The sequence below is a fragment of the Paraliobacillus zengyii genome, assembly GCF_003268595.1.
Classification (GTDB): Bacteria; Bacillota; Bacilli; order Bacillales; family Amphibacillaceae; genus Paraliobacillus_A; species Paraliobacillus_A zengyii.
The window spans coordinates 1,677,743-1,700,077 of record NZ_CP029797.1; the positions used below are offsets into that span (position 1 = coordinate 1,677,743).

The 22,335-nt window shown below is 35.5% G+C and carries 23 protein-coding genes; 22 read left to right on the forward strand and 1 reads right to left on the reverse strand.

All coding sequences use genetic code 11. The features are described 5' to 3' along the window. The first annotated feature begins 1 nt into the window (after nucleotide 1). The 7 genes from recG to rnc all read left to right on the forward strand — a co-directional run bounded on the left by recG (nucleotide 2) and on the right by rnc (nucleotide 7,064). On the forward strand, nucleotides 2-2,035 hold the full coding sequence (gene recG, locus DM447_RS08500) for an ATP-dependent DNA helicase RecG (RefSeq protein WP_112180809.1): 2,034 nt from the start codon (nucleotides 2-4) through the stop codon (nucleotides 2,033-2,035). 119 nt (nucleotides 2,036-2,154) lie between these two features. Further along, nucleotides 2,155-2,748, forward strand: a complete 594-nt coding sequence (gene fapR / locus DM447_RS08505; RefSeq protein ID WP_112180810.1) for a transcription factor FapR — start codon at nucleotides 2,155-2,157, stop codon at nucleotides 2,746-2,748. Further along, nucleotides 2,732-3,733 (forward strand): phosphate acyltransferase PlsX, encoded by a 1,002-nt coding sequence (gene plsX, locus DM447_RS08510; protein WP_112180811.1) that lies wholly within the window; start codon nucleotides 2,732-2,734, stop codon nucleotides 3,731-3,733. The genes fapR and plsX overlap by 17 nt, the downstream gene beginning before the upstream one ends. Before the next feature lies 1 nt (nucleotide 3,734). Next, nucleotides 3,735-4,682 (forward strand): ACP S-malonyltransferase, encoded by a 948-nt coding sequence (gene fabD, locus DM447_RS08515; RefSeq protein WP_112180812.1) that lies wholly within the window; start codon nucleotides 3,735-3,737, stop codon nucleotides 4,680-4,682. Beyond that, nucleotides 4,682-5,422, forward strand: a complete 741-nt coding sequence (fabG, locus tag DM447_RS08520) for a 3-oxoacyl-[acyl-carrier-protein] reductase (RefSeq protein WP_112180813.1) — start codon at nucleotides 4,682-4,684, stop codon at nucleotides 5,420-5,422. The genes fabD and fabG overlap by 1 nt, the downstream gene beginning before the upstream one ends. A 43-nt stretch (nucleotides 5,423-5,465) precedes the next feature. Beyond that, complete coding sequence (locus tag DM447_RS08525) at nucleotides 5,466-5,699, forward strand: acyl carrier protein (RefSeq protein ID WP_112180814.1); 234 nt, start codon at nucleotides 5,466-5,468, stop codon at nucleotides 5,697-5,699. A gap of 687 nt (nucleotides 5,700-6,386) precedes the next feature. Then, nucleotides 6,387-7,064 (forward strand): ribonuclease III, encoded by a 678-nt coding sequence (gene rnc / locus DM447_RS08535; RefSeq protein ID WP_112180816.1) that lies wholly within the window; start codon nucleotides 6,387-6,389, stop codon nucleotides 7,062-7,064. 72 nt (nucleotides 7,065-7,136) lie between these two features. Here rnc and DM447_RS08540 read toward each other — a convergent pair whose 3' ends face one another. Further along, a complete protein-coding gene (locus DM447_RS08540) occupies nucleotides 7,137-7,358 on the reverse strand; it encodes a DUF1128 domain-containing protein (RefSeq protein WP_112180817.1) in 222 nt (73 codons plus the stop codon). A 144-nt stretch (nucleotides 7,359-7,502) separates the two neighbouring features. On the opposite strand from DM447_RS08540, the gene smc reads away from it, so the two are divergent. From smc to DM447_RS08615, 15 genes are all read left to right on the forward strand, one after another. Then, the gene (smc, locus tag DM447_RS08545) at nucleotides 7,503-11,075 is read left to right on the forward strand and encodes a chromosome segregation protein SMC (protein ID WP_112180818.1); all 3,573 of its coding nucleotides are present in this window, start codon (nucleotides 7,503-7,505) and stop codon (nucleotides 11,073-11,075) included. Nucleotides 11,076-11,101: 26 nt separating this feature from the next. Continuing rightward, nucleotides 11,102-12,091 carry a signal recognition particle-docking protein FtsY gene (gene ftsY, locus DM447_RS08550; protein ID WP_112180819.1) on the forward strand — a complete coding sequence of 330 codons (990 nt, stop codon included), beginning with the start codon at nucleotides 11,102-11,104 and terminating at the stop codon, nucleotides 12,089-12,091. An 85-nt stretch (nucleotides 12,092-12,176) separates the two neighbouring features. Then, on the forward strand, nucleotides 12,177-12,503 hold the full coding sequence (locus DM447_RS08555) for a putative DNA-binding protein (protein ID WP_198663107.1): 327 nt from the start codon (nucleotides 12,177-12,179) through the stop codon (nucleotides 12,501-12,503). Nucleotides 12,504-12,516: 13 nt separating this feature from the next. After that, complete coding sequence (gene ffh, locus DM447_RS08560; RefSeq protein ID WP_112180820.1) at nucleotides 12,517-13,869, forward strand: signal recognition particle protein; 1,353 nt, start codon at nucleotides 12,517-12,519, stop codon at nucleotides 13,867-13,869. Between the two features lie 81 nt (nucleotides 13,870-13,950). Next, entirely contained in the window at nucleotides 13,951-14,223 is a 273-nt protein-coding gene (rpsP, locus tag DM447_RS08565) for a 30S ribosomal protein S16 (protein ID WP_112180821.1), read from the forward strand. A 14-nt stretch (nucleotides 14,224-14,237) separates the two neighbouring features. Next, on the forward strand, nucleotides 14,238-14,465 hold the full coding sequence (locus DM447_RS08570) for a KH domain-containing protein (RefSeq protein ID WP_112180822.1): 228 nt from the start codon (nucleotides 14,238-14,240) through the stop codon (nucleotides 14,463-14,465). A gap of 501 nt (nucleotides 14,466-14,966) precedes the next feature. Continuing rightward, nucleotides 14,967-15,353 carry a YlqD family protein gene (locus DM447_RS08575; RefSeq protein ID WP_112180823.1) on the forward strand — a complete coding sequence of 129 codons (387 nt, stop codon included), beginning with the start codon at nucleotides 14,967-14,969 and terminating at the stop codon, nucleotides 15,351-15,353. Between the two features lie 12 nt (nucleotides 15,354-15,365). Continuing rightward, nucleotides 15,366-15,884 carry a ribosome maturation factor RimM gene (gene rimM / locus DM447_RS08580; protein WP_112180824.1) on the forward strand — a complete coding sequence of 173 codons (519 nt, stop codon included), beginning with the start codon at nucleotides 15,366-15,368 and terminating at the stop codon, nucleotides 15,882-15,884. Then, entirely contained in the window at nucleotides 15,884-16,618 is a 735-nt protein-coding gene (gene trmD, locus DM447_RS08585) for a tRNA (guanosine(37)-N1)-methyltransferase TrmD (RefSeq protein ID WP_112180825.1), read from the forward strand. Before rimM ends, trmD begins: the two co-directional genes overlap by 1 nt. Nucleotides 16,619-16,758: 140 nt before the next feature. Beyond that, entirely contained in the window at nucleotides 16,759-17,103 is a 345-nt protein-coding gene (gene rplS, locus DM447_RS08590) for a 50S ribosomal protein L19 (protein WP_112180826.1), read from the forward strand. A gap of 128 nt (nucleotides 17,104-17,231) precedes the next feature. Next, nucleotides 17,232-17,795: a signal peptidase I gene (gene lepB, locus DM447_RS08595; RefSeq protein ID WP_112180827.1), complete on the forward strand. Its 564-nt coding sequence runs from the start codon at nucleotides 17,232-17,234 to the stop codon at nucleotides 17,793-17,795. Nucleotides 17,796-17,807: 12 nt separating this feature from the next. Continuing rightward, complete coding sequence (ylqF, locus tag DM447_RS08600; RefSeq protein ID WP_112180828.1) at nucleotides 17,808-18,656, forward strand: ribosome biogenesis GTPase YlqF; 849 nt, start codon at nucleotides 17,808-17,810, stop codon at nucleotides 18,654-18,656. Between the two features lie 124 nt (nucleotides 18,657-18,780). Then, a complete protein-coding gene (locus DM447_RS08605; protein ID WP_112180829.1) occupies nucleotides 18,781-19,548 on the forward strand; it encodes a ribonuclease HII in 768 nt (255 codons plus the stop codon). A gap of 10 nt (nucleotides 19,549-19,558) precedes the next feature. Next, entirely contained in the window at nucleotides 19,559-21,805 is a 2,247-nt protein-coding gene (locus tag DM447_RS08610; protein ID WP_112180830.1) for a hypothetical protein, read from the forward strand. Beyond that, nucleotides 21,802-22,095: an EscU/YscU/HrcU family type III secretion system export apparatus switch protein gene (locus DM447_RS08615; protein WP_112180831.1), complete on the forward strand. Its 294-nt coding sequence runs from the start codon at nucleotides 21,802-21,804 to the stop codon at nucleotides 22,093-22,095. Before DM447_RS08610 ends, DM447_RS08615 begins: the two co-directional genes overlap by 4 nt. Nucleotides 22,096-22,335 lie beyond the last annotated feature (240 nt).

The window sequence follows — 22,335 nt, forward strand, 5'->3', positions numbered from 1 at the left end:
ATTGGGAGATCATTCGATTGAGCAAGTTAAAGGAGTAGGAGAAGCTTTACAAAAGAACTTTGAAGAACTGGGGATTTATACAGTTAATGATTTGCTCTTTTATTTTCCAAACAGATACGAACATTATGAAATCAAACCTGTCAGTGAATTAAGGCATGATGAGAAAGTATCGATAGAAGGGGAAGTCGTAGGAGATCCTGTGCTCACCTTTTTCGGAAAAAAGAAATCACGCTTAATATTTCATCTTCAAGTTGAAGAAGTAATCATAAAAGGGATTATGTTCAATCGACCTTTCGCGAAAAAACAATTACAACAAGGTGATACAGTAACATTAACTGGGAAATGGGATCAGCATCGCTTACAAATTACTGTCAATCAATATAAAAAGGGTAAAGTGAAACAAGATGATCCGATTCAGCCTGTTTATTATTTAAAGAATATACTAAAGTCAGCACAATTCAAAAAAATAATGATGCAGGCTATCGATCAATTTGCAGGTGAGATTGAAGAAATATTACCAAATCCTTATATAGAATCTTACAAGCTGCCAACAAGGGCTAAAGCATTGAGGGAAATGCATTTTCCATCTAATTTTCAAACGCTTAAGCATGCGAAGCGTCGTTTTATTTATGAAGAGCTTTTATTGTTCCAATTAAAAATGCAATTATTTCGTAAAAGAGATCGAGAGCGTACAAAAGGAAATAGCCAAATATATGATGCGTCTCAAGTTAATCAGTTTATTGAAACGTTACCATTTAAGTTAACAGATGCGCAAAAACGTTCACTTGATGAAATATTAGTAGATTTACGTGCCCCTTACCGAATGAATCGATTATTACAAGGTGATGTTGGTTCAGGGAAAACAGCTGTCGCTGCGATTGCCTTATTTGCTTCTATTACATCTAAAAAGCAGGGAGCAATTATGGTGCCAACAGAAATATTGGCTGAACAACATTATGAATCGTTACAGTCTTTATTCGATGGATACGGAACGATTATGTTATTAACTGGTTCTGTTAAAGGGAAAAAACGAAAAGAGATTCTAGAAAAAATCAAGACGCATCAAGTGGATATTACTATCGGTACCCATGCATTGATCCAAGAGGAAGTGGTCTTTGCTAATTTAGGTACAGTGATTGTCGATGAGCAACATCGTTTTGGTGTTAATCAACGAAAGACGTTGCGTGACAAAGGAATGGATCCAGATGTACTATTTATGACAGCTACCCCCATCCCTAGAACACTTGCTATTACAAGTTACGGTGATATGGATGTATCGCAAATTGATGAGATGCCAGTTGGTCGTAAAACAGTTGAAACCTATTGGGTAAAAGAAAACATGCTCCCTCGTCTATTACAATTCATTCAAAAAGAAGTGGATAGTGGTTATCAAGCGTATGTTATTTGTCCATTAATTGAAGAATCGGATAAAATAGATATTCAAAATGCGGTAGACTTATATAATCAATTACAAAATACATTCCCTTCGTCGACTAAAGTTGGTTTATTACATGGTAGGTTACATAGTGATGAAAAAGAAGATGTTATGCAGCAGTTTGCGGCTAATGAGATTCATGTTTTAGTTTCTACGACAGTTGTGGAGGTAGGTGTGAATGTTCCAAATGCAACAGTTATGCTCGTATATGATGCAGAAAGATTTGGTTTATCACAATTACACCAATTAAGAGGAAGAGTGGGACGTGGGCAAGCGCAGAGTTATTGTATTTTACTTGCTGATCCTAAAGGTGAAGTAGGAAAAGAACGTATGAAAATTATGACCGAAACGAGTAATGGATTTGAATTAGCAGAGCAAGATTTGCAATTAAGAGGACCTGGGGACTTTTTTGGTAAAAAACAAAGTGGCTTACCTGAGTTTAAAGTAGCTGATATTGTTCAAGATTATCGTGCATTAGAAACGGCCAGAAATGATGCACAATCAATTGTTTATCAAGATCGATTGAAAGATCCAAATTATTATGCACTTAAAAGCTACATCACAAAAGAATTAAACAATAATGGATCTTCATTTGATTAAAGGGGCTTGCATCTTTTTCTTTGGTATTATATATTACTATTAGTACCTACTCATAAATTAAAAATTCTCTTTAGTTTTACATTGGAAGTGATGAGAAAACTAGGATGGTGTTTAAATAAATGAAATTACCGAAAAAACATAGACAACAAAAATTACAAGAAACAATTAAAGAGATGCCTTTCATTACGGATGAAGCGTTGGCAAAACAGTTTGGCGTTAGTATTCAGACTATTCGATTAGACAGAATGGAATTATCCATTCCTGAGTTGCGTGAACGAATCAAATCTGTCGCAACCGATCAATGGAATGAAACCGTAAAAGCATTACGAATTGATGAAGTAATTGGAGAAGTGATTGATTTAGAATTAGACAATCGGGCTATTTCTATTTTAGACATTAGTAGTGAACATGTATTCTCACGTAATGATATTGCTCGTGGCCATCATTTATTTGCTCAAGCTAATTCATTAGCTGTGGCAGTTATTAACGATGAGCTAGCTTTAACCGCTAAGGCAGAGATAAAGTTTACGCGACAAGTTAAACAAGGGGAACGCGTTATTGCAAAAGCTAAAGTAGTCACTGCTGTTGAAAATCAACGGACATCGGTTGAAGTAGATAGCTATGTTGATAATGAAATTGTTTTTTCTGGTGTGTTCGATATGTATCGTTCTACAGAACAAAAAGGAGAAGATCGACATGAAGTTAGTAATTGATGCAATGGGAGGCGACCATGCTCCAGAAGCAGTAGTAAAAGGGGCTATGGAAGCTGTCAAACAGATTGAAAACCTTGAAATAACATTAGTGGGAGATCAAGAAAAAATAGCGACTCATTTAACAGATGACAGCAAGATATCGATTATACATACAACAACTGTAATAACTGGTGATGAAGAACCTGTTCGAGCTGTTCGTAGAAAAAAGGACTCTTCTCTAGTTTTAATGGCAAATGAAGTGAAGGAAAAACGAGCTGACGCTTGTGTATCAGCAGGGAGTACCGGAGCGTTAATGAGCGCTGGTTTATTTCAAGTCGGCCGTATCAAAGGTATAGAAAGACCAGCACTAAGCCCAACTTTACCAACTAAAGATCAAAAAGGATTTTTATTATTAGATGTTGGTGCTAATGTAGACGCAAAAGCGAAACACCTCGTTCAATTTGCAATCATGGGTACAATTTATAGTGAGAAAGTCCGGGGGATCACTTCACCTCGAGTAGGCTTACTGAATATTGGAACAGAAGATGGTAAAGGCAATGAACTGACAAAAGCTGCTTTTTCTCTATTAAAACAAGCACCGATTAACTTCATTGGTAATGTAGAAGCACGAGATTTACTTGACGGTGTTGCAGATGTGGTTGTTACAGATGGTTTTAGTGGTAATATAACGCTGAAAACAATTGAGGGTACAGCTGCGACAATGTTTTCTATGTTGAAGAAGTCATTTATGGCTAACATGAAGACAAAAGTAGCTGCTGGATTGATGCAAAAAGATTTAAGGAAACTAAAAGATCAATTAGACTATTCAGAATATGGTGGTGCAGGACTTTTTGGTCTTCAATCCCCAGTTATCAAAGCACATGGTTCTTCAAACGCTCGTGCGATTTTTAGTGCAATTAAGCAAGCATGTCATATGGTGGAATATGATGTCACAAAAAAAATTGAAACAACAGTAGCAGAGTATGACGCCAGTGAGGAGGAATAATATGAAACAAGTAGCCTTTATATATCCCGGACAAGGATCACAACAAGTTGGTATGGGTGAAGAATTATATCAAACGTATCCGGTGGTAAAAGAACTTTTTGAACAGGCTAATGCATTATTGAATTTAAATTTAACGGATCTTATGTTTGTGGGCCCAGACGATAAGTTAAAGCAAACAGAGAATGCCCAACCTGCTTTATTACTTACTAGCATTGCTATTACTAGGGTACTTTTTGAGGAAGGTATTAAACCAGTACGTCTTGCTGGTCATAGTCTTGGCGAATACAGCGCACTCGTGGCAGCAAATGCTTTGCCATTTCAGGATGCCTTACCATTAGTACAAGCTAGAGGTCGGTTGATGGAAGAAGCATATCCAAAAGGTCAAGGACTAATGGCTGCGGTTCTCGGAATGGAGCAAGATACTCTGCAAAAAGAATTAGATCAAATTCAAACGGAAACAAATGAAGTGATTGAAATTGCTAATTTGAATTGTCCAGGTCAAATAGTCATTTCAGGAACTAAAGTAGCAATAGAACATGCCGTTACAAAGTTAAAAGAAGCTGGAGCAAAACGGGTCTTACCGTTAAATGTTAGTGGACCATTTCATTCTAGTTTAATGAAACCAGCTGCTAATGAATTTTCTAAACGATTAGAACAAGTAAATGTTACCAATGCGGAAATTCCTGTCTATGCGAATGTATCGGCCGAAGAAGTGACAGACCAAGTAGAAATTAAACAATTACTAATAGAACAATTGTATTCACCAGTTCGTTTTGAAGAAATTTTACACCGTTTGAATGATGATTCATTGGATGCTATCGTAGAAATTGGTACTGGAAAAGTCTTAACTGGATTAATGAAGAAAGTGAATCGTCGCATGACTACTTTCTCTATCCAAGATCCAGAATCACTTCAGGCGTTTATTTCATGGTATAAGGAGGAATCTTAATGCTTAAAGGTAAGGTAGCACTTATAACAGGTGCTTCTCGAGGGATTGGTAGATCAGTTGCACTAGAGCTTGCATCGCAAGGAGTGAAAGTTGCCGTCAACTTTGCAGGCAACGAAACAAAAGCACAACAAGTTGTTGATGAGATAGAAGCATTAGGCATAGAGGCAATTAAGATTCAAGCAGATGTTACGGTTGAAGCAGAAGTCAAAGATATGATCAAGCAAGTAATAGAAATATTTGGTAGTTTAGATATCTTAGTTAATAATGCCGGTATAACGCGTGATAATTTGATCATGCGTATGAAAGAAGAAGAATTTGATGAAGTAATTCAAACGAATTTAAAAGGTGTTTTTCTTACTACGAAAGCTGTGACAAGACAAATGATGAAGCAAAGAGCTGGTCGAATTATTAATGTCGCCTCAGTAGTTGGTATTAGTGGTAACGCTGGTCAAGCAAACTATGTAGCAGCAAAAGCTGGTGTAATTGGTATGACTAAAACCGCTGCAAAGGAATTAGCTACGCGTAATATCTTAGTAAATGCAGTTGCACCAGGATTTATTGAAACAGATATGACAGCTAAATTATCAATTGAGCAACGCGATGCAATGACTGAATTAATACCTCTTACAAGATTGGGTAGTGGTGAGGATGTTGCGAAAGTTGTGCGATTTTTAGCTTCTGATGATGCAAGTTATATCACTGGACAAACTATACAAGTTGATGGTGGTATGGTAATGTAGAATTTGTTATTCTCTTGCTACTTTGAAAGGGGGTGAACGAAAGATGGCAGATACATTTGAACGCGTAAAGAAAATAGTGATCGATCGCCTAGATGTTGAAGAAGATAAAGTAACTTTAGAGGCATCTTTTAAAGATGATTTAGAAGCAGATTCATTAGATGTTGTTGAACTTGTTATGGAACTAGAAGATGAGTTTGATATGGAAATCGCTGATGAAGATGCAGAAAAACTTCAAACGGTTGGTGATGCTGTAACGTACATAAACAGCCAATCCTAATAAATGGTATCAATTAAAAAGTCTCGCTCAAAAAGCGAGACTTTTAAAATATGGCTCTTTTCGAAAAGATTGTTGCTTTTCAATATGAACTTGATAAAAACTGCGACGTAGTGAAACTTTTTTACCGCTACGCTCCACAAGTGAAATGGGATCGCTTTCCGTGGGCACAACCTCAGCTATCTCTAGAAGCAAAAATCGCTTCTAGAGAGGATCTTCGGTTTGTGTTGTTCCCACAGGAGTCTCACCCATCTCACTTGCTCCGCTAGTTTTTGTTTATAAATAAGTAAAGCGTGTCCTATTTCATACTGAATTTAAATACCAGTAACTATGTTAGTTACTGAAAAACACATCAGTTGTTAATTTATTATAACTAGCGTATCAAGTGAAATTGACGACACTCCTGCAGGAACAGCACATGTTTTCGATGGGATGAGTAATCGCAATCCCACGGGCTGAAGATCCACTCGGAAAGCGGTCTTTGCTTATCCGAGTTAGCTGAAGCCGTGCCTGCGGAAAGGGAGTCAATTTCACTTGAGAAGCGGGTTAGATAATTCGTTACGTCGTAGTTGATGATAATGCTGACGTAAGTATGGTTAAGGGCAGTCTATGGAAATGTTTTAAACAACAATCTTTTAGAAAAGAGCTTAAAAATAAAGGTGTTAAAATAATGAATAGGAGGCGAAGGATATGAATTTTCAACCATTACAAGATCATTTGCAAATTCATTTTAATAATGAATCGATATTGCAACAAGCTTTTACACATTCTTCTTATGTGAATGAAAATCGTGGCAAATCATCTCAAGATAATGAACGGCTTGAATTTTTAGGAGATGCGGTATTAGAACTAGGTGTTTCGCAATATTTATATCGTACTTATCCTAATATGGCAGAAGGAGAGTTAACGAAATTACGCGCATCAATTGTCTGTGAGCCTGCCTTAGTTGGTTTTGCAAATGATTTATCGTTTGATCAATACGTGTTACTTGGTAAGGGTGAAGAACGAACTGGTGGGAGAAAGCGTCCAGCATTATTAGCTGATGTTTTTGAAGCTTTTGTTGGTGCACTTTACTTAGATCAAGGTTTTGATGTTGTATTAGACTTCTTGGATAAATACCTTTATCCAAAAATTGAAAAAGGTGCCTTTTCTCACGCAATGGATTATAAAAGCCAGTTGCAGGAATTGATTCAACAGAATAGAGATGCAGAGATTGTATATGAAATAGTTGAGGAAAAAGGTCCCGCACATGATCGCGAATTCATTGCAAACGTACGTTTGAATCAAGAAATTGCTGGAGTTGGACATGGTAGAACAAAGAAGGAAGCAGAACAACGAGCTGCTAAAAAGGCATTAGATCAAAGGTAGAATAAAATGATTGATGGTTGGCTCGTCTTTATGAATAGCTATTCGTAAAAACAAGCCAACAATCACTCTATTTTATTTACGGATACTTGAAAGTTCTTGAATAAATGCTTGTGTTTCAGAAACGCTTAATTGACCTTTTTGAATTAAAACATCATATAACGCTTTTAGATCATCATACTTCTCTAGATTGTAATCATCTGGATCCATAATTGATTCATTTACCACGCGTAACTGGCTAGCAATTTCCTTTAGAATATAAGTAAGGTTTTCATTTGTTGCTTCATTTAAATTCAAACGAACACTCCTTTGGTAATCTGACCTTCTATCTCTCCTCTCTTTATGATAAAATAGTTTAGTTGAAATGCAAGCTTTTAGTTGAAATTGTAGTAAAATAATTAATGAGTTAAAAAATAGTAGCGACTTAATAGGAGAATGTATATGTTCCTAAAAAAATTAGAATCAGTTGGTTTTAAATCATTTGCTGAACGCGTTTCAGTAGATTTTGTTCCGGGTGTTACTGCAGTGGTAGGACCAAACGGAAGCGGAAAAAGCAATATAACAGACGCAATACGATGGGTTTTAGGGGAGCAGTCTGCTAAATCATTGCGTGGTACAAAGATGGAAGATATTATTTTTCAGGGTAGTGATACACGAAAAGCTTTAAATGTCGCAGAGGTTACCCTTATTTTAGATAACCATGATCAAGCATTACCGATTGATTATGAAGAAGTAAGTGTAACTAGGCGTGTATATCGTTCTGGTGAAAGTGAATATTTATTAAACAAGCAATCTTGTCGATTAAAAGATATTGTTGATTTATTTATGGATTCTGGTTTAGGACGAGATGCATTTTCTATTATTAGTCAAGGGAAAGTTGAAGAAATATTAAGCTCGAAAGCAGAAGAAAGACGCACAATTTTTGAAGAAGCTGCAGGTGTTTTAAAATATAAAAACCGTAAAAAGAAAGCCGAATATAAACTTGCAGAAACTCAGGAGAATTTAAATCGAGTTGAAGATATTACACATGAAATAGAAAAGCAGTTAGAACCTTTGCAACAACAGGCTTCCACTGCTAAAGAATATATAGCTAAAAAAGAAAGTTTGAAAACGAAAGAAATTGCGTTATTAAACGCTGAAATTGAAACGCTTCATAAGCAATGGTCCGAGTATCTTGAAGATATTAAAGAAAATAAAGATGAGGAGATCGCTTTTACGACATCTATTCAGCAAAAAGAAGCTGTCTTAGAAAGAGAAAGACAAGATATGCAACAGTTGGATCAATCTATAGAAGTTTTACAAGAAAAACTATTAGCTTCAACACAAGAATTAGAGAATTTAGAAGGTAACAAGAAGCTAATGGAAGAGCGGTCCAAACACTTTACAGAGAATAAAGAAAAATTAGAAACAGAACTAGAAACACTACAAGTTAGAATTACATCTATTGAAGATGAATTGAATACACAAACCGAAAAACTTACTGAACTTGAGTCTGTACGCAACCAGACAAAGCAACAGACCAACATAGTGAAAACGCAACTAGACCAGTCTTCTGAAAATAGCGAAGAAAAAATAGAAGAACTAAAAAGTGACTACATTGAATTGCTTAATGAACAAGCAGCGAAAAGGAACGCCAAACAATCGATTGAGCAACAGTTAAATCAAATGGATTACAGACAGAAAAATCAGGAATCAAAATTTGAAGATCAATTGGCACAAAGAGACACACTAACAAGTGTATTAACGGATTATCAAGGACAATTAGAAGTACAACACGCAAATCGAAAACAAAAAGAAGATGGTTTACATGCTGATAAAGAAAAAATTGAGCAAATAAAAGAAGAATATCAAGCATCACAAACCAAACTCAATCAAGGTTATCAATATATTGAAAAACTAAAATCTAAGAAAGAAATGCTTGAAGATATGAAGGAAGACTTTCAAGGTTTTTTCCAAGGTGTTAAAGCGATATTAAAAGCAAGAGAAGAGAAGCGTTTATCAGGCGTACATGGAGCTGTAATCGAGTTACTTGATGTTCCTAAGGAATATGTTACTGCAATGGAAACAGCGCTTGGTGGGCAAACTCAGCATATTGTAGTAGATGATGAAGGAATAGCAAGACGAGCAATCGAATGGTTAAAACAATCGAATAATGGTAGAGCTACTTTTTTACCACTAAAAACAATGCGAGCAAAATCGCTTCCATTAAACCTGAAACAAAAAGTGGAAAATCAATCTGGATTTATTGGTGTTGCTAGTGATTTAATACATTTTGACGAAAAATATGATGGGGTTATTCGTTATTTACTTGGAAATACGATATTTGCGAGCACATTAAAAGATGCTAATGCAATAGCTGGAACGTTAGAACGTCGCTACCGCGTTGTAACGATAGAAGGCGACATTGTTAATCCTGGTGGGTCTATGTCTGGTGGGGCGCGTAAAAATACGAATCAATCACTATTTACAAGAGATAATGACTTGCAAGATGTAACCAATAAGTTAACTAAATTCAATCAAAATATTATTGAATTTGAAGAGAAAGTTAACAAGCAAAAACAATTAATCTTTGAAAAAGAAGTAGATTTAGAGCAAGCAAGAACAAGTATTCAAACGATGCAACAGGAAGAAAATAAGTTGCGGGAACAAATGGCGGAGAATCAAGCAAATATTCGTCACATAAATAGTAATCTAAGTATATATGATCAAGAAAAAGCTCAATTTGAAAAAGATAAAAAAGAATTAACAGACAAAAAACATCAAATTGAGGAAACGCTTATCCTATTAGAAGAACAATTAGCAAGTAGACAGGCCGAAATTAATCGTTTAACGAGTGAGAAAAATACGCATCAAGAAAATTATACGGATTTAAAAGAAAACTATCACCGTTTACAAGTGAAGTTGGCTGAACAAGAAGGACAAGTGCAACATCAATTAGAGAAAACAGAAATTCTGGAGCAAACGTTTAGAGAATTACAGACTTCAGAAAAGAATATAACGCAACAATTAAATGAGTTAATAGCCTTTCATCAAACAGATGATAAACAACTAGCTTTTGAAGAGAAAGTAGTGCAAAAGCAAGCCGAAAAACAAGAAGTAACCGAATCCATTCAATCAAATCGCCAAAAGAGACTAAAACAAACGCAATTTATTGAAGATGCTGAAAGAGAAATTAAAACGCTTCTTAATCAAAGACAAGCAATAACAGAGATGATTCAACAGAAGGAAGTGAAAGCTACCCGTTTGGATGTAGAATTAGAAAATCGTTTAAATCATCTACAAACAGAGTATGTAATCACTTATGAAAAAGCAAAAGCAACCTATCCAACAGCCGAAGATATAAATCAAGCAAGCCAGGATGTAAAGTTGATTAAGCGATCAATTGAAGAGTTAGGAACCGTTAACTTAGGAGCAATTGATGAATACGATCGAATTGCAGAACGTTATGAATTCTTAACAGCGCAGCAAACAGATCTATTAGAGGCTAAAGAAACATTATATAGTGTCATTGGTGAAATGGATGACGAGATGAAACGGAAATTCGAAACAACCTTCTATCAAATAAAAGAAGAGTTTTCTGTTGTGTTTGAACAATTATTTGGTGGAGGACATGCTGCTTTAATCTTAACAGATCCAACAGATATGTTAGAAACAGGGGTTGACATTAAGGCGCAACCTCCAGGCAAAAAAGCGCAACAGCTGGGCCTTTTATCTGGTGGAGAAAGAGCTTTGACAGCAATTGCTTTGTTGTTCGCTATTCTGCGTGTTCGACCAGTTCCGTTTTGTGTATTAGATGAAGTGGAAGCAGCATTGGATGATGCAAACGTAAATCGATTTGCGCGTTATTTAAAAGATTACAGTGAAAATACGCAATTTATCGTAATCACACATAGAAAAGGAACAATGGAAGAAGCGGATGTTCTTTATGGCGTAACCATGCAAGAATCCGGTGTTTCGCGCTTGGTATCAGTTAAATTGGAAGAAACAAATGACTTAGTGAAGACGACAATATAATGAATTAGCTAGAGAGGAAGTAATATATGAGTTTTTTTAAAAAGTTAAAAGAGAAATTTACTACAACAGAAGAAGAAAGCAATGTATCAGATAAGTACAAAGAAGGTCTATCCAAAACAAGAGATTCTTTTTCTAGCAAGATTAACAATTTAGTTGCACGCTATCGGACAGTTGATGAAGATTTCTTTGAAGATTTAGAAGAAATCTTAATCCAAGCAGATGTCGGTGTGATGACTGTAATGGATTTAGTAGAAGAATTAAAAACAGAAGTGAAACGACAAAACATTAAAGATACAGCTAATTTGAAAGAAGTTATTTCTGAGAAATTAGTGGAGATTTATGCTGGTGATGATGATGTTAACACGAAACTAAACATACAAGATGATGATCTTTCTGTTATTCTTTTTGTTGGGGTCAATGGTGTAGGTAAAACAACAACAATTGGTAAAATGGCTCATCAACTAAAAGAGCAAGGGAAAAAAGTAGTATTAGTAGCAGGTGATACATTTAGAGCTGGCGCTATTGAACAGCTTGAAGTATGGGGAGAACGTGTTGGAGTTGATGTAATTAAACAGACTGCAGGAAGTGATCCTGCTGCCGTTATTTATGACGGTGTTAAAGCAGCGAAATCTCGCGGTGCAGATGTTTTGCTTTGTGATACAGCTGGCAGATTACAAAATAAAGTTAACTTAATGAATGAGCTCTCGAAAGTAAAAAGAGTAATTGAACGGGAGATTCCTGGCGCTCCACATGAAGTGCTCCTTGTGTTAGATGCAACAACTGGACAAAATGCATTAAGTCAAGCTAAAACATTCTCTGAGTCAACGGATGTTTCTGGAATTGTCTTAACTAAATTGGATGGTACAGCTAAAGGTGGGATTGTGCTAGCAATTCGAAAAGAATTGAAAATCCCTGTTAAGTACGTTGGATTAGGTGAAAAAGTCACAGATCTAGAAGAATTTGATGCTCATGCATTTGTTTATGGTTTATTTGCTGATATGATTGAAAAGGAATAGACAATATAGAATCCTTGACAGACAAGTAAGCTATCGTCTACTATTTTAAATGTAAAGGTCTTTCACTTAACAAGGAGTGTTTATATTGTTAGAAAAAACAACAAGGGTTAATTTTTTATTCGACTTTTATCAAGCATTATTAACACCAAAACAACGTAATTACATGGAAATGTATTATTTAGAAGACTATTCATTAGGTGAAATATCGGAAACATATACGATCTCAAGGCAAGCTGTCTACGACAATATTAGACGAACTGAAGCAATGTTAGAGGCATATGAAGAAAAACTCGAGCTGTATGATAAATTTATATCTCGACAAAAGTTACTTAATGAATTACAAGAAATACCAGAAATAGATACACATGTACAAGCAAAAAAAATCGTGAATGATTTAAAAGAATTAGATTAGGAGGACACCCTCTATGGCATTTGAAGGTTTAGCAGATCGTCTGCAACAAACAATGAAAAAAATGACTGGCAAAGGGAAAGTTAGTGAGCAAGATGTAAAGGAAATGACCCGGGAGGTTCGTCTTGCTTTATTAGAAGCCGATGTAAACTTTAAAGTAGTAAAAGACTTTGTCAAACGGATTAAAGAACGTGCGGTTGGCCAAGAAGTAATGAATAGCTTAACCCCGGGCCAACAAGTAATTAAAGTAGTAAAAGAAGAACTAACCGAGTTAATGGGTGGAGAACAGAGTAAGATAGCAGTAAGTGAAAGATCACCAACAGTTATTATGATGGTTGGTTTACAAGGTGCAGGTAAAACAACTACATCTGGTAAATTAGCGAACCTACTTCGAAAAAAACATAATCGCAAACCAATGTTAGCAGCAGCTGACGTTTATCGTCCAGCAGCAATTAACCAATTGGAGACGATCGGTTCACAACTAAGTATTCCTGTTTTTTCAATGGGTACAGAAGCAAATCCAGTTGATATTGCTAATGAAGCTATTGCAAAAGCGAAAGAAGAACATCATGATTACGTTATTATCGATACTGCAGGTCGATTGCATGTAGATGAAAATTTAATGGATGAATTAAAACAAATCAAAACAAATGTTTCACCAGATGAAATATTCTTAGTTGTTGATGCAATGACTGGTCAAGACGCAGTTAATGTTGCGGAGAGTTTTGATGAGCAATTAAATATCTCAGGTGTTATATTGACCAAGCTAGATGGTGACACACGTGGTGGTGCAGCCCTTTCTATTAAGGCTGTCACAGATAAACCAATTAAATTCGCAGGTATGGGCGAAAAGTTAGATGAGTTAGAGCCGTTTCATCCTGAAAGAATGGCCTCTCGTATTCTAGGTATGGGAGATGTCTTGTCATTAATTGAAAAGGCGCAAGATAATGTCGACGAAAAGAAAGTGAAAGAGCTTGAGCAGAAAATGCGTTCCTCATCCTTTACATTTGATGACTTCCTTGATCAGATGGCACAAGTCAAAAACATGGGACCGCTAGAAGATATACTTGGTATGATACCAGGTGCGAACAAAATGAAAGGTCTTAAAAATGTGCAATTGGATGAGAAACAACTTGTACATGTAGAGGCTATTATTCAATCTATGACAAAACAAGAACGCCAAGAGCCTAGCATCATGAATGCCAGTCGTAAAAAACGTATTGCTAAAGGAGCAGGACGCCCTGTATCTGAAGTGAATCGGTTATTAAAACAGTTTGATGAAATGAAAAAAATGATGAAACAAATGACCAATACACAACCAGGTAAGAAGGGTAAAAAGGGAAAAGGATTTAATTTTCCGTTCATGTAATGTAAAAACACTTTACAGACAATAAAATTTCTGATAGAATCAAAACTTGAGTAAAACATTTATAAATGGAGGTGCGAAAGCATGGCAGTAAAAATCCGCTTAAAGCGCATGGGGTCAAAACGTAATCCCTTTTATCGTGTAGTAGTAGCTGATTCTCGTTCTCCTCGTGATGGACGTTTAATTGAGCAAATTGGCACATACAATCCGGTTGCTAATCCGGTTGAAGTGAAATTAGATGAAGATAAAGCATTAGACTGGATGTCAAAAGGTGCAAAACCAAGTGACACAGTTCGTAACTTATTCTCTAATGAAGGCATCATGAAGAAATTCCACGAGTCTAAAAACCAAAAGTAAAGGTTTGTGATTAATTGGAAACTTTAATTCAAACAATCATTGAGCCATTAGTTGATCATCCAGAAGAAATTCAGGTTAACGTCAAGGAAGAATCCAGTAAGATGGTTTATCATCTTACTGTTCATCCAGATGATGTTGGAAAAGTGATCGGTAAGAATGGGCGAATTGCTAAAGCGATTCGTACAGTGGTTTATGCCGCAGGATCAGATACAAATAACCGTATTTATCTTGATATTATGTAAAGCAGGGAAGGGATATTTTAAACCTTCCCTGTTTCTCTATATACAAGTAAATATCTAAACTTTCTCAACCTAAAATAAGCATGCTGTCTAAACGACTTTTGTTTATTACGAAACAACAATTAATTCTGAGGTAACACCCTCGCTATGGAAGCGAATGGGCTCTCTTTCTGGTGGGGTGGGAACAGCGCGGGCCGAAGTTAGCTGAAGCCGTGCCCACGGAAAGCGAAGTATATTTCCAAAGCGGTATGCTGCATTTTCTATCAATTTCGTAAAATGTATCGCAAAGATGCTTACGAGAAGAGCATGAAGTCAACTTAACTTTTGATTGTGAGACTTTTTAAGTTTAACAAGATTTAAATGTCTAGTTCAATCTGCAAAAGTTAAGTGAAGAACTTTTTAAAAAATACAAATTAAAATATATCTACATAGGCTTTAAATAAGATATACTAGTATAAGAATAGGTGTCATAACTTTGTACAAGATAAGAAAGGTTGATAATCTGTGCAGATTATTCAAAAAATACTAGTAAAACAAGTTATAACAGAATCAAGTAAAACATTAATTCAAAAGAATTTCAAAAAGAAATTACAACAACTTGAACAAGAAAGTCAGCAATTAATTTTTGAACGTAAAAAATTAGAACATAAACCAGGCGTTGATAAATATAAGGTGAACAAACGTTTTCAGGATGAGATACAAAAACGTGAGGAAAGAAAAAAACAGATCCACTTTCAATTGGATCAATTAGAAATAGTACCAATTGGAACAGAAATCGTAGAGAATGAAGTAGAAGCACTTGTTGACGTTTATGAAGGTATGAATTGGCAGGAAGTGATGAAAGAACAAGCAATTATCATCCAAGATGGTATGGTTATTAGAATAGATTAAGAAGGTGAAAATATGGAGAATAAATTTTATAATGTAGGTAAAATAGTGAATACACATGGAATTAAAGGTGAAGTGAAGATCATCAGGATCACAGATTTTGATGATAGATTTGATAAAGGTAACACACTGTTCTTTTTAGGGAAAAACGAGAAAAAGCCAACTAAATTGACTGTTGTAAGTCATCGTATGCATAAACAATTTGATTTAGTCCAATTTGAGTCTTATAACACAATTGAAGCTGCCGAAAAACTAAAAGAAGGCATGCTAATGATTAAAGAGGAACAAAGAGGCACTTTAGATGAAGGTGATTTTTATTACCATGAGATTATTGGTTGCACAGTCTATACAAAAGAAAATGAAGAACTCGGTTTGGTTAAAGAGATTCTAGCACCTGGTGCAAATGATGTATGGGTTGTTACTAGACCAAACCAAAAAGATTTATTAATTCCGTATATTCCGGATGTCGTAAAAGAAGTAGATACGATCGAGAAGAAAATTATCATTGATCCGATGGAAGGATTGCTAGATTAATGCATATTGATATACTAACGTTGTTTCCAGAGATGTTTGATGGCGTTATGCGATCATCAATATTAAGAAAAGCTCAAGAAGCGGCTGCATTTAACTATCAAACAATTGACTTTAGAGAATATACGGCCAATAAACATTATAAGGTTGATGATACACCTTATGGTGGTGGTGCTGGTATGGTGTTAATGCCACAACCAATATTTGATGCGGTTGAGGATGTCGCTAAAAAGTCAGATAAAAAACCTCGAATTGTTCTGTTGTGTCCACAAGGCGAAACGTATACACAACAGAAGGCGGAAGAATTCGCCAGGGAAGAACACCTCGTATTCATTTGTGGTCATTATGAAGGTTATGATGAAAGAATAAGACAAGAATTAGTTACGGATGAAATATCTATTGGTGATTATGTCTTAACAGGAGGAGAACTTGGTGCGATGGTTATAATTGATAGCGTTGTTCGCCTTCTTCCAGGTGTTTTAGGTAATGAAGCATCTGCAAGTCAAGATTCATTTTCGAATGGATTGTTAGAACATCCACATTATACACGCCCAGCAAACTTTAGAGGTATGGAAGTTCCTTCTGTGTTACTATCTGGTCACCATAAGAATATTGATGATTGGAGAAAAAAACAATCTATTCAACGAACATTTGAAAGAAGAAAAGATTTGTTGGAAAAGTACCCTTTGTCAGATCAAGAAAAAGAATGGATAAAAGATTTCGAAGACGATAAATAAGAAAGAAGTAATGGTTGAACTGCAGAACAAAATGTGTTATATTATTTGTTGTGCTTAAGTGAATACTTAGGTCGTATAAACGATGTTCCGCTGTTAAGGTATCTAGGATATGAGCATTAGTTTGGAAGGAGTGTGACATAATGCAACAGATAATTGAGCAATTAACTAAAGAACAACTTCGTTCAGATCACCCTGAGTTTCGTCCTGGTGATACAGTGAAGGTTCACGTTAAAGTTGTCGAAGGAACGCGTGAACGTATTCAGCTATTTGAAGGTGTTGTTATTAAACGCCAAAATGGTGGAATTAGTGAAACATTTACTGTTCGTAAAATTTCTTATGGTGTAGGTGTTGAACGTACTTTTCCAGTACATTCTCCACGTCTAGATAAGATTGAAGTTTCTCGTCGCGGTAAAGTACGTCGTGCGAAACTTTATTACCTACGTGAATTACGTGGTAAAGCAGCACGTATTAAAGAAGATCGCTAATTTTAAATGTAAAAGGAGCTTGCTCAGTCAAGCTCCTTTTTCTCATCTAAAAACAATATTAATTATTCTATATTTCACTATACTATACATAACAATAGGAATGAGATTCGTATCGGAGGAGAAACCTAATGGCAAAGAAAAAGAAAAGCGAGTGGTTTGAATGGCTTAAATCATTAGCGATTGCAATTTTACTAGCTTTCATTGTGAAAACTTTTCTATTCTCGCCAATAATAGTTGATGGACCTTCTATGCAGCCAAATCTAGAAGATGGCGATCATATGATTGTAAATAAGCTAAACTACAAAATTAATGAACCAGAACGATTTGATATTGTTGTCTTTCATGCAACAGAGGAAAAAGATTATATCAAGCGTGTAATTGGATTACCTGGGGAAACTGTAGAATTGGCTGATGATACCCTTTATATAGATGGCGAAGCAGTGGAGGAAACATTCTTAACGGATGAAAAATCGCAGCTTTCAGATGGACAAGTATATACAATGAATTTTTCTATGGATGAAATACCAGGTGGATCACTAGTAATTCCAGAAGATCACGTTTTGGTACTAGGAGATAATAGAAATAACTCTACAGATAGCAGAATGCTTGGATTTATCTCATATGATCAACTTGTTGGAAATGCTGTCTTTATCTATTGGCCATTAAATCGATTTGGCTTTGCAAATGAATAGGAGGTTTTATTTATGACCATTCAATGGTTTCCAGGCCATATGGCAAAAGCTAGGCGTGAAGTGCAAGAAAAACTGAAGCTTGTAGATTTCGTAATTGAATTGGTTGATGCTAGAGCGCCGTTATCATCAGAAAATCCAATGTTACATCAAGTGATACAACAAAAACCGAAGATGCGTGTCTTAATGAAACGAGATTTAGCTGATCCAACTGCAACAAAACAATGGATTAAGTATAATGAATCCAATGAAATACCCACTATAGCTGTCGATGTACAAAATAAACAAGATATTCAACAAGTAATCGAAATGGCTAAAAAGATGAGCGAAGAGAAGATGGCACGATTAAAACGTAAGGGTGTCCGACCCCGAGCTGGACGTGCAATGATTATTGGTATTCCTAATGTTGGTAAGTCAACTTTAATTAATCGACTTGTCAATCGAAAGATTGCAAAAACAGGAGATAGACCAGGGATTACCAAAAGCCAACAATGGATTAAGATAAATAAGGATTTTGAGTTATTAGATACGCCGGGTATATTATGGCCAAAATTTGAAGATCAATTGGTTGGTTATCGGTTAGCCGCAATTGGTACTATTAAAGATCAATTGTTACCTATAGATGATGTAGCTGTTTTTGTATTAGAATATCTCCAAGAAAACTATTTTTCATTGTTAGAAGCACGCTATCAATTATCGGAGCCAATAGATGACATGGAAAAGTTGTTTGAACATATTGGTAGGCTCAGAGGTTCATTAGAGAGTGGCGGTTATATTAACTTAGAAAAAACAGCAGAACTTATCATACATGACCTTCGAATTGGGAAGATCGGTAGAATTACCTTGGAAAGACCCGAAAATTAAAATTGTTACGTTTTTTCTTTAAAAGTACAATAATAGTAGAGAAATAAAGACATTCCAATTGCGGATGTCTTTATTTTTTGAAATAGTAGACGATATAAGATATATATGTGAGAGGAAGATTGTGATGGGGAATAAACAATCAATCGCTGAAATTAAGGCGATGTTAAATGAAGGAGCTGCTACGGCAGAGGAAATAGATAACTATAAAATGGATCCAAGAAAAGGCGTTCAGGCAGCTGTAAAACAATATGATCAAAAATTGGCAAAAGAAGACGAGCTGTCTGCACAATTTGAACAAATGATGACATATGAACGTAAAAACTATCAACTGGGAAAGAAGTTAATTGCAGGAATTGATGAAGTAGGTCGAGGACCTTTGGCAGGACCAGTTGTAGCTGCGGCAGTTATCTTACCAGAGGATATTTATCTCCCAGGTATTAATGATTCAAAGAAAATGTCTAAAGCAATGAGAGAAACCCTTTACGATAAGATTAAAGAACACGCTATTTGTTATAGTATAGGTATTATTGATAACAATGAGATAGATCGGATTAATATTTACCAAGCAACAATAAAAGCGATGATGCAAGCAGTCAGTAAATTAAGTCATGCTCCTGATCATGTATTAATTGACGCCATGTCACTTCCAAATGTGTCGTTTACAACCGAGTCCATAATTAAAGGGGATCAAAAAAGTATTTCAATAGCAGCAGCTAGTATACTAGCTAAAGTGACACGAGACAAATTGATGCTCGATCTACATAGAGAATTTCCCAACTATTGCTTTAATAAAAACCAAGGCTATGGTACGAAAGATCATATTAAAGCATTAGAGGAATATGGGATCACACCAATTCATCGGCAATCATTTGCACCGATAAAACGAAAGTGAGGGGATTTAGATGGCTTTTCAATCAATGGATGTGTCATCAATACTTCGGTCAGCTTCATCCTCAAAAGTACAGCAAAATCAAATGGTCTTAAGACCAGGCCAAATCTTATCAGGTAAAATACTAGAAATCTATCCAAATCAACGTGCGTCTGTTCAATTGGGGAATCAGCAATTTGTTGCCCAATTACAGACAGCATTGAATCTTGATGGCGAGTATTTCTTTCAGGTGCAAACTGGTAATAAGTTAGTGCATCTAAAGGTTTTAACAGACATACCTGCAAATCAAACATCACAAAACCAGGCGTCTGCACTATTAAAGCAACTACAGTTACCAGTGACAAAAGAAAATCTCCAGTTTGTAAAACAGTTACTGACATCTGATATTCCTTTTCGTCCATCCGAGTTAAAGCAAGCATTGCAAATGCAACAAGGAAAAGGTAGTAAAGGAACTGTATTGCTTATGGATATGATGCGTCGTCAATTGCCGATTACCTCAACAATGTACGGTGCAATGTCTAGTGAGGGAAAGCAGTCTTTAAATACACAATTGCAAAATTTACAGAATATTTTAGGGGAATCAGTCGAAAACGAACCGTTACTTAATCGCATTAATGCACTACTACCAGATCGATCTAAAATAACGAGCCAAAATGATTTATCTAACGTTCTTTTGAGACAAATCAAAAATGGTGATCAAGCTATTATACAACTAGTAAGACAGGCGGGTATTACTGACCAGCAACAAGCGAGATCGAACTCAAGTCAACAAATGCTTTTAACAAAATTAACTACATTAGCACAGTCTCAATTAGGTTTAACCGATCAGCATGTTGAGCAGTTCCAAAAGATAGTGCAGTATTCTACTACAAATGGTGGAACAATAGCACCGCAACAACTACAAGACTTGCAAACATTTTTGAATGAACCTGGTACTTCATCTAAAATAGCTGATAGTTTAACAGGGGGTGCAAAACAAAAGTTCTTGAATTGGCAACAGCAACCCACCTTATCAAATTTAGTGCCACTCGTAGCTGCATTAAAAAAGGTTGCAGATCAACAAGTTACGAAAAGTGTAGAAAGTAAATTAACAGATCTTCTAGCCTCATATTCAAAAACAAATAATCAGGTGCAATCGAACATACAAAATGATTTGTCGACTTTACTTTCTAAACAAATTCAAAATGGTGATCAAGATGTTATACAATTAGTGAAGCAAGCGGGTATTCTTTCAAAAGAAATAAATCAGCAACAACCGAATGGACTAAGTTCTTCTATTAATAATCAATCGGCTTTTGCAAGCTTAAAAGCATTATTTCAAGTGCAATTGCCACTAACTGATACACAAGTGTACCAATTTCAAAAATTGGTTCCAACGAATTCTAGTGAAACGAAAGTGTCAGCACAGTTACAAACATTTTTAGAACAACCAGGTGTTGCGTCAAAAATAGCCAGTGTCTTAACTGGAGAAGCAAAACAAAATTTTATCAATTGGCAGCAACAAGGTTCAATAGCAAACTCAGAAGAAGTGTATTCTGATTTAAAAAGAGTCGCAGAACAACAACTCCCTAAAAATATGGAGAATAAATTAACAGATTTGTTAGCACCTTTATCTAGGGAAAGCGGTAATTTTTCAACGAAAGAGCAGTTCTTGTTACACGCGAAGCAGTTCCTATCATTTTCTGGATTAGATTATGAACACCAACTTCTTCAAGAAAATAGTAAGAACATCCAACAAGAAAATAGTTTAAAGCAATTAGTATTACAGTCGTTGCAAACTGGTCATATAGGAAAAGCAGAATTAGAATCGCTCTTACAAACACTAAATGGCATGCAATTAGCTAGTGTAAGAGAAGAAGCGGGTTTTCTTCAAGCAAGTATGCAATTACCAGGTTTATTTGGATTAGAGAAAGATGTCAAAATAGATTTTGAAAGCAAAAAAGGAGAAGATGGCCAGATAAATCCTGATTTCTGCCGCGTAGTGTTCTATCTATCATTAGAAAAAATGGGAGATACGATGATAGATATGTCGATTCAGAAAAGAGTTGTACAGTTAACGATTCATAATCAACATGAAGAGGTCGCTTCGTTGTTGGATGGGGTAAAACCCTTACTTCAGCAAGGTTTAGAGAATAATGGGTATCAGCTTTCCACAGTGAAATACAAACAACTACCAGTTGAAGTTGAAAATAATAACCCTATATTACCAAAAAAAGAGGTGCAATCATCCCTTCACCAAGGAGTTGATTATCGAATATGAATGATGAATATAAATCTAAAAGAGCAATTGCACTACGCTATGATCAAAAGAGTGAACAAGCACCGAAAGTTTCTGCGACAGGAAAAGGATATGTTGCAGAACAAATTATTGAAAAAGCAAAAGAAGCTAATGTACCAATTCAAGAAGATCATAATTTAGTTGAACTATTAGGAGAACTAAATATTAATGAAAAGATACCAGAGGAACTATATCAAGTAGTCGCGGAAGTTTTCTCTTATATCTACCATGTAGATAAAAACTTAGAATTAGATCGACGAAAAAGTAAATAAGTAAACCCCCAATCTTTTAAAGTAGAGTGGGGGTTTATTATTTATGAAAGATAGATGATTTAAATATTCAAAACCTCAATTTCATTTGAGGAACGGGTAATGAAGATAACTTGGATGATTAGCAAGGTCTATCTTTGAGGTCGTATAGTATTGTTTATAGTAAAAAACATATGGACAATTACCTACCAATTTTATACTATAGAGTTAATGCTTCCATTGGATTACTAGATAACCTAAATT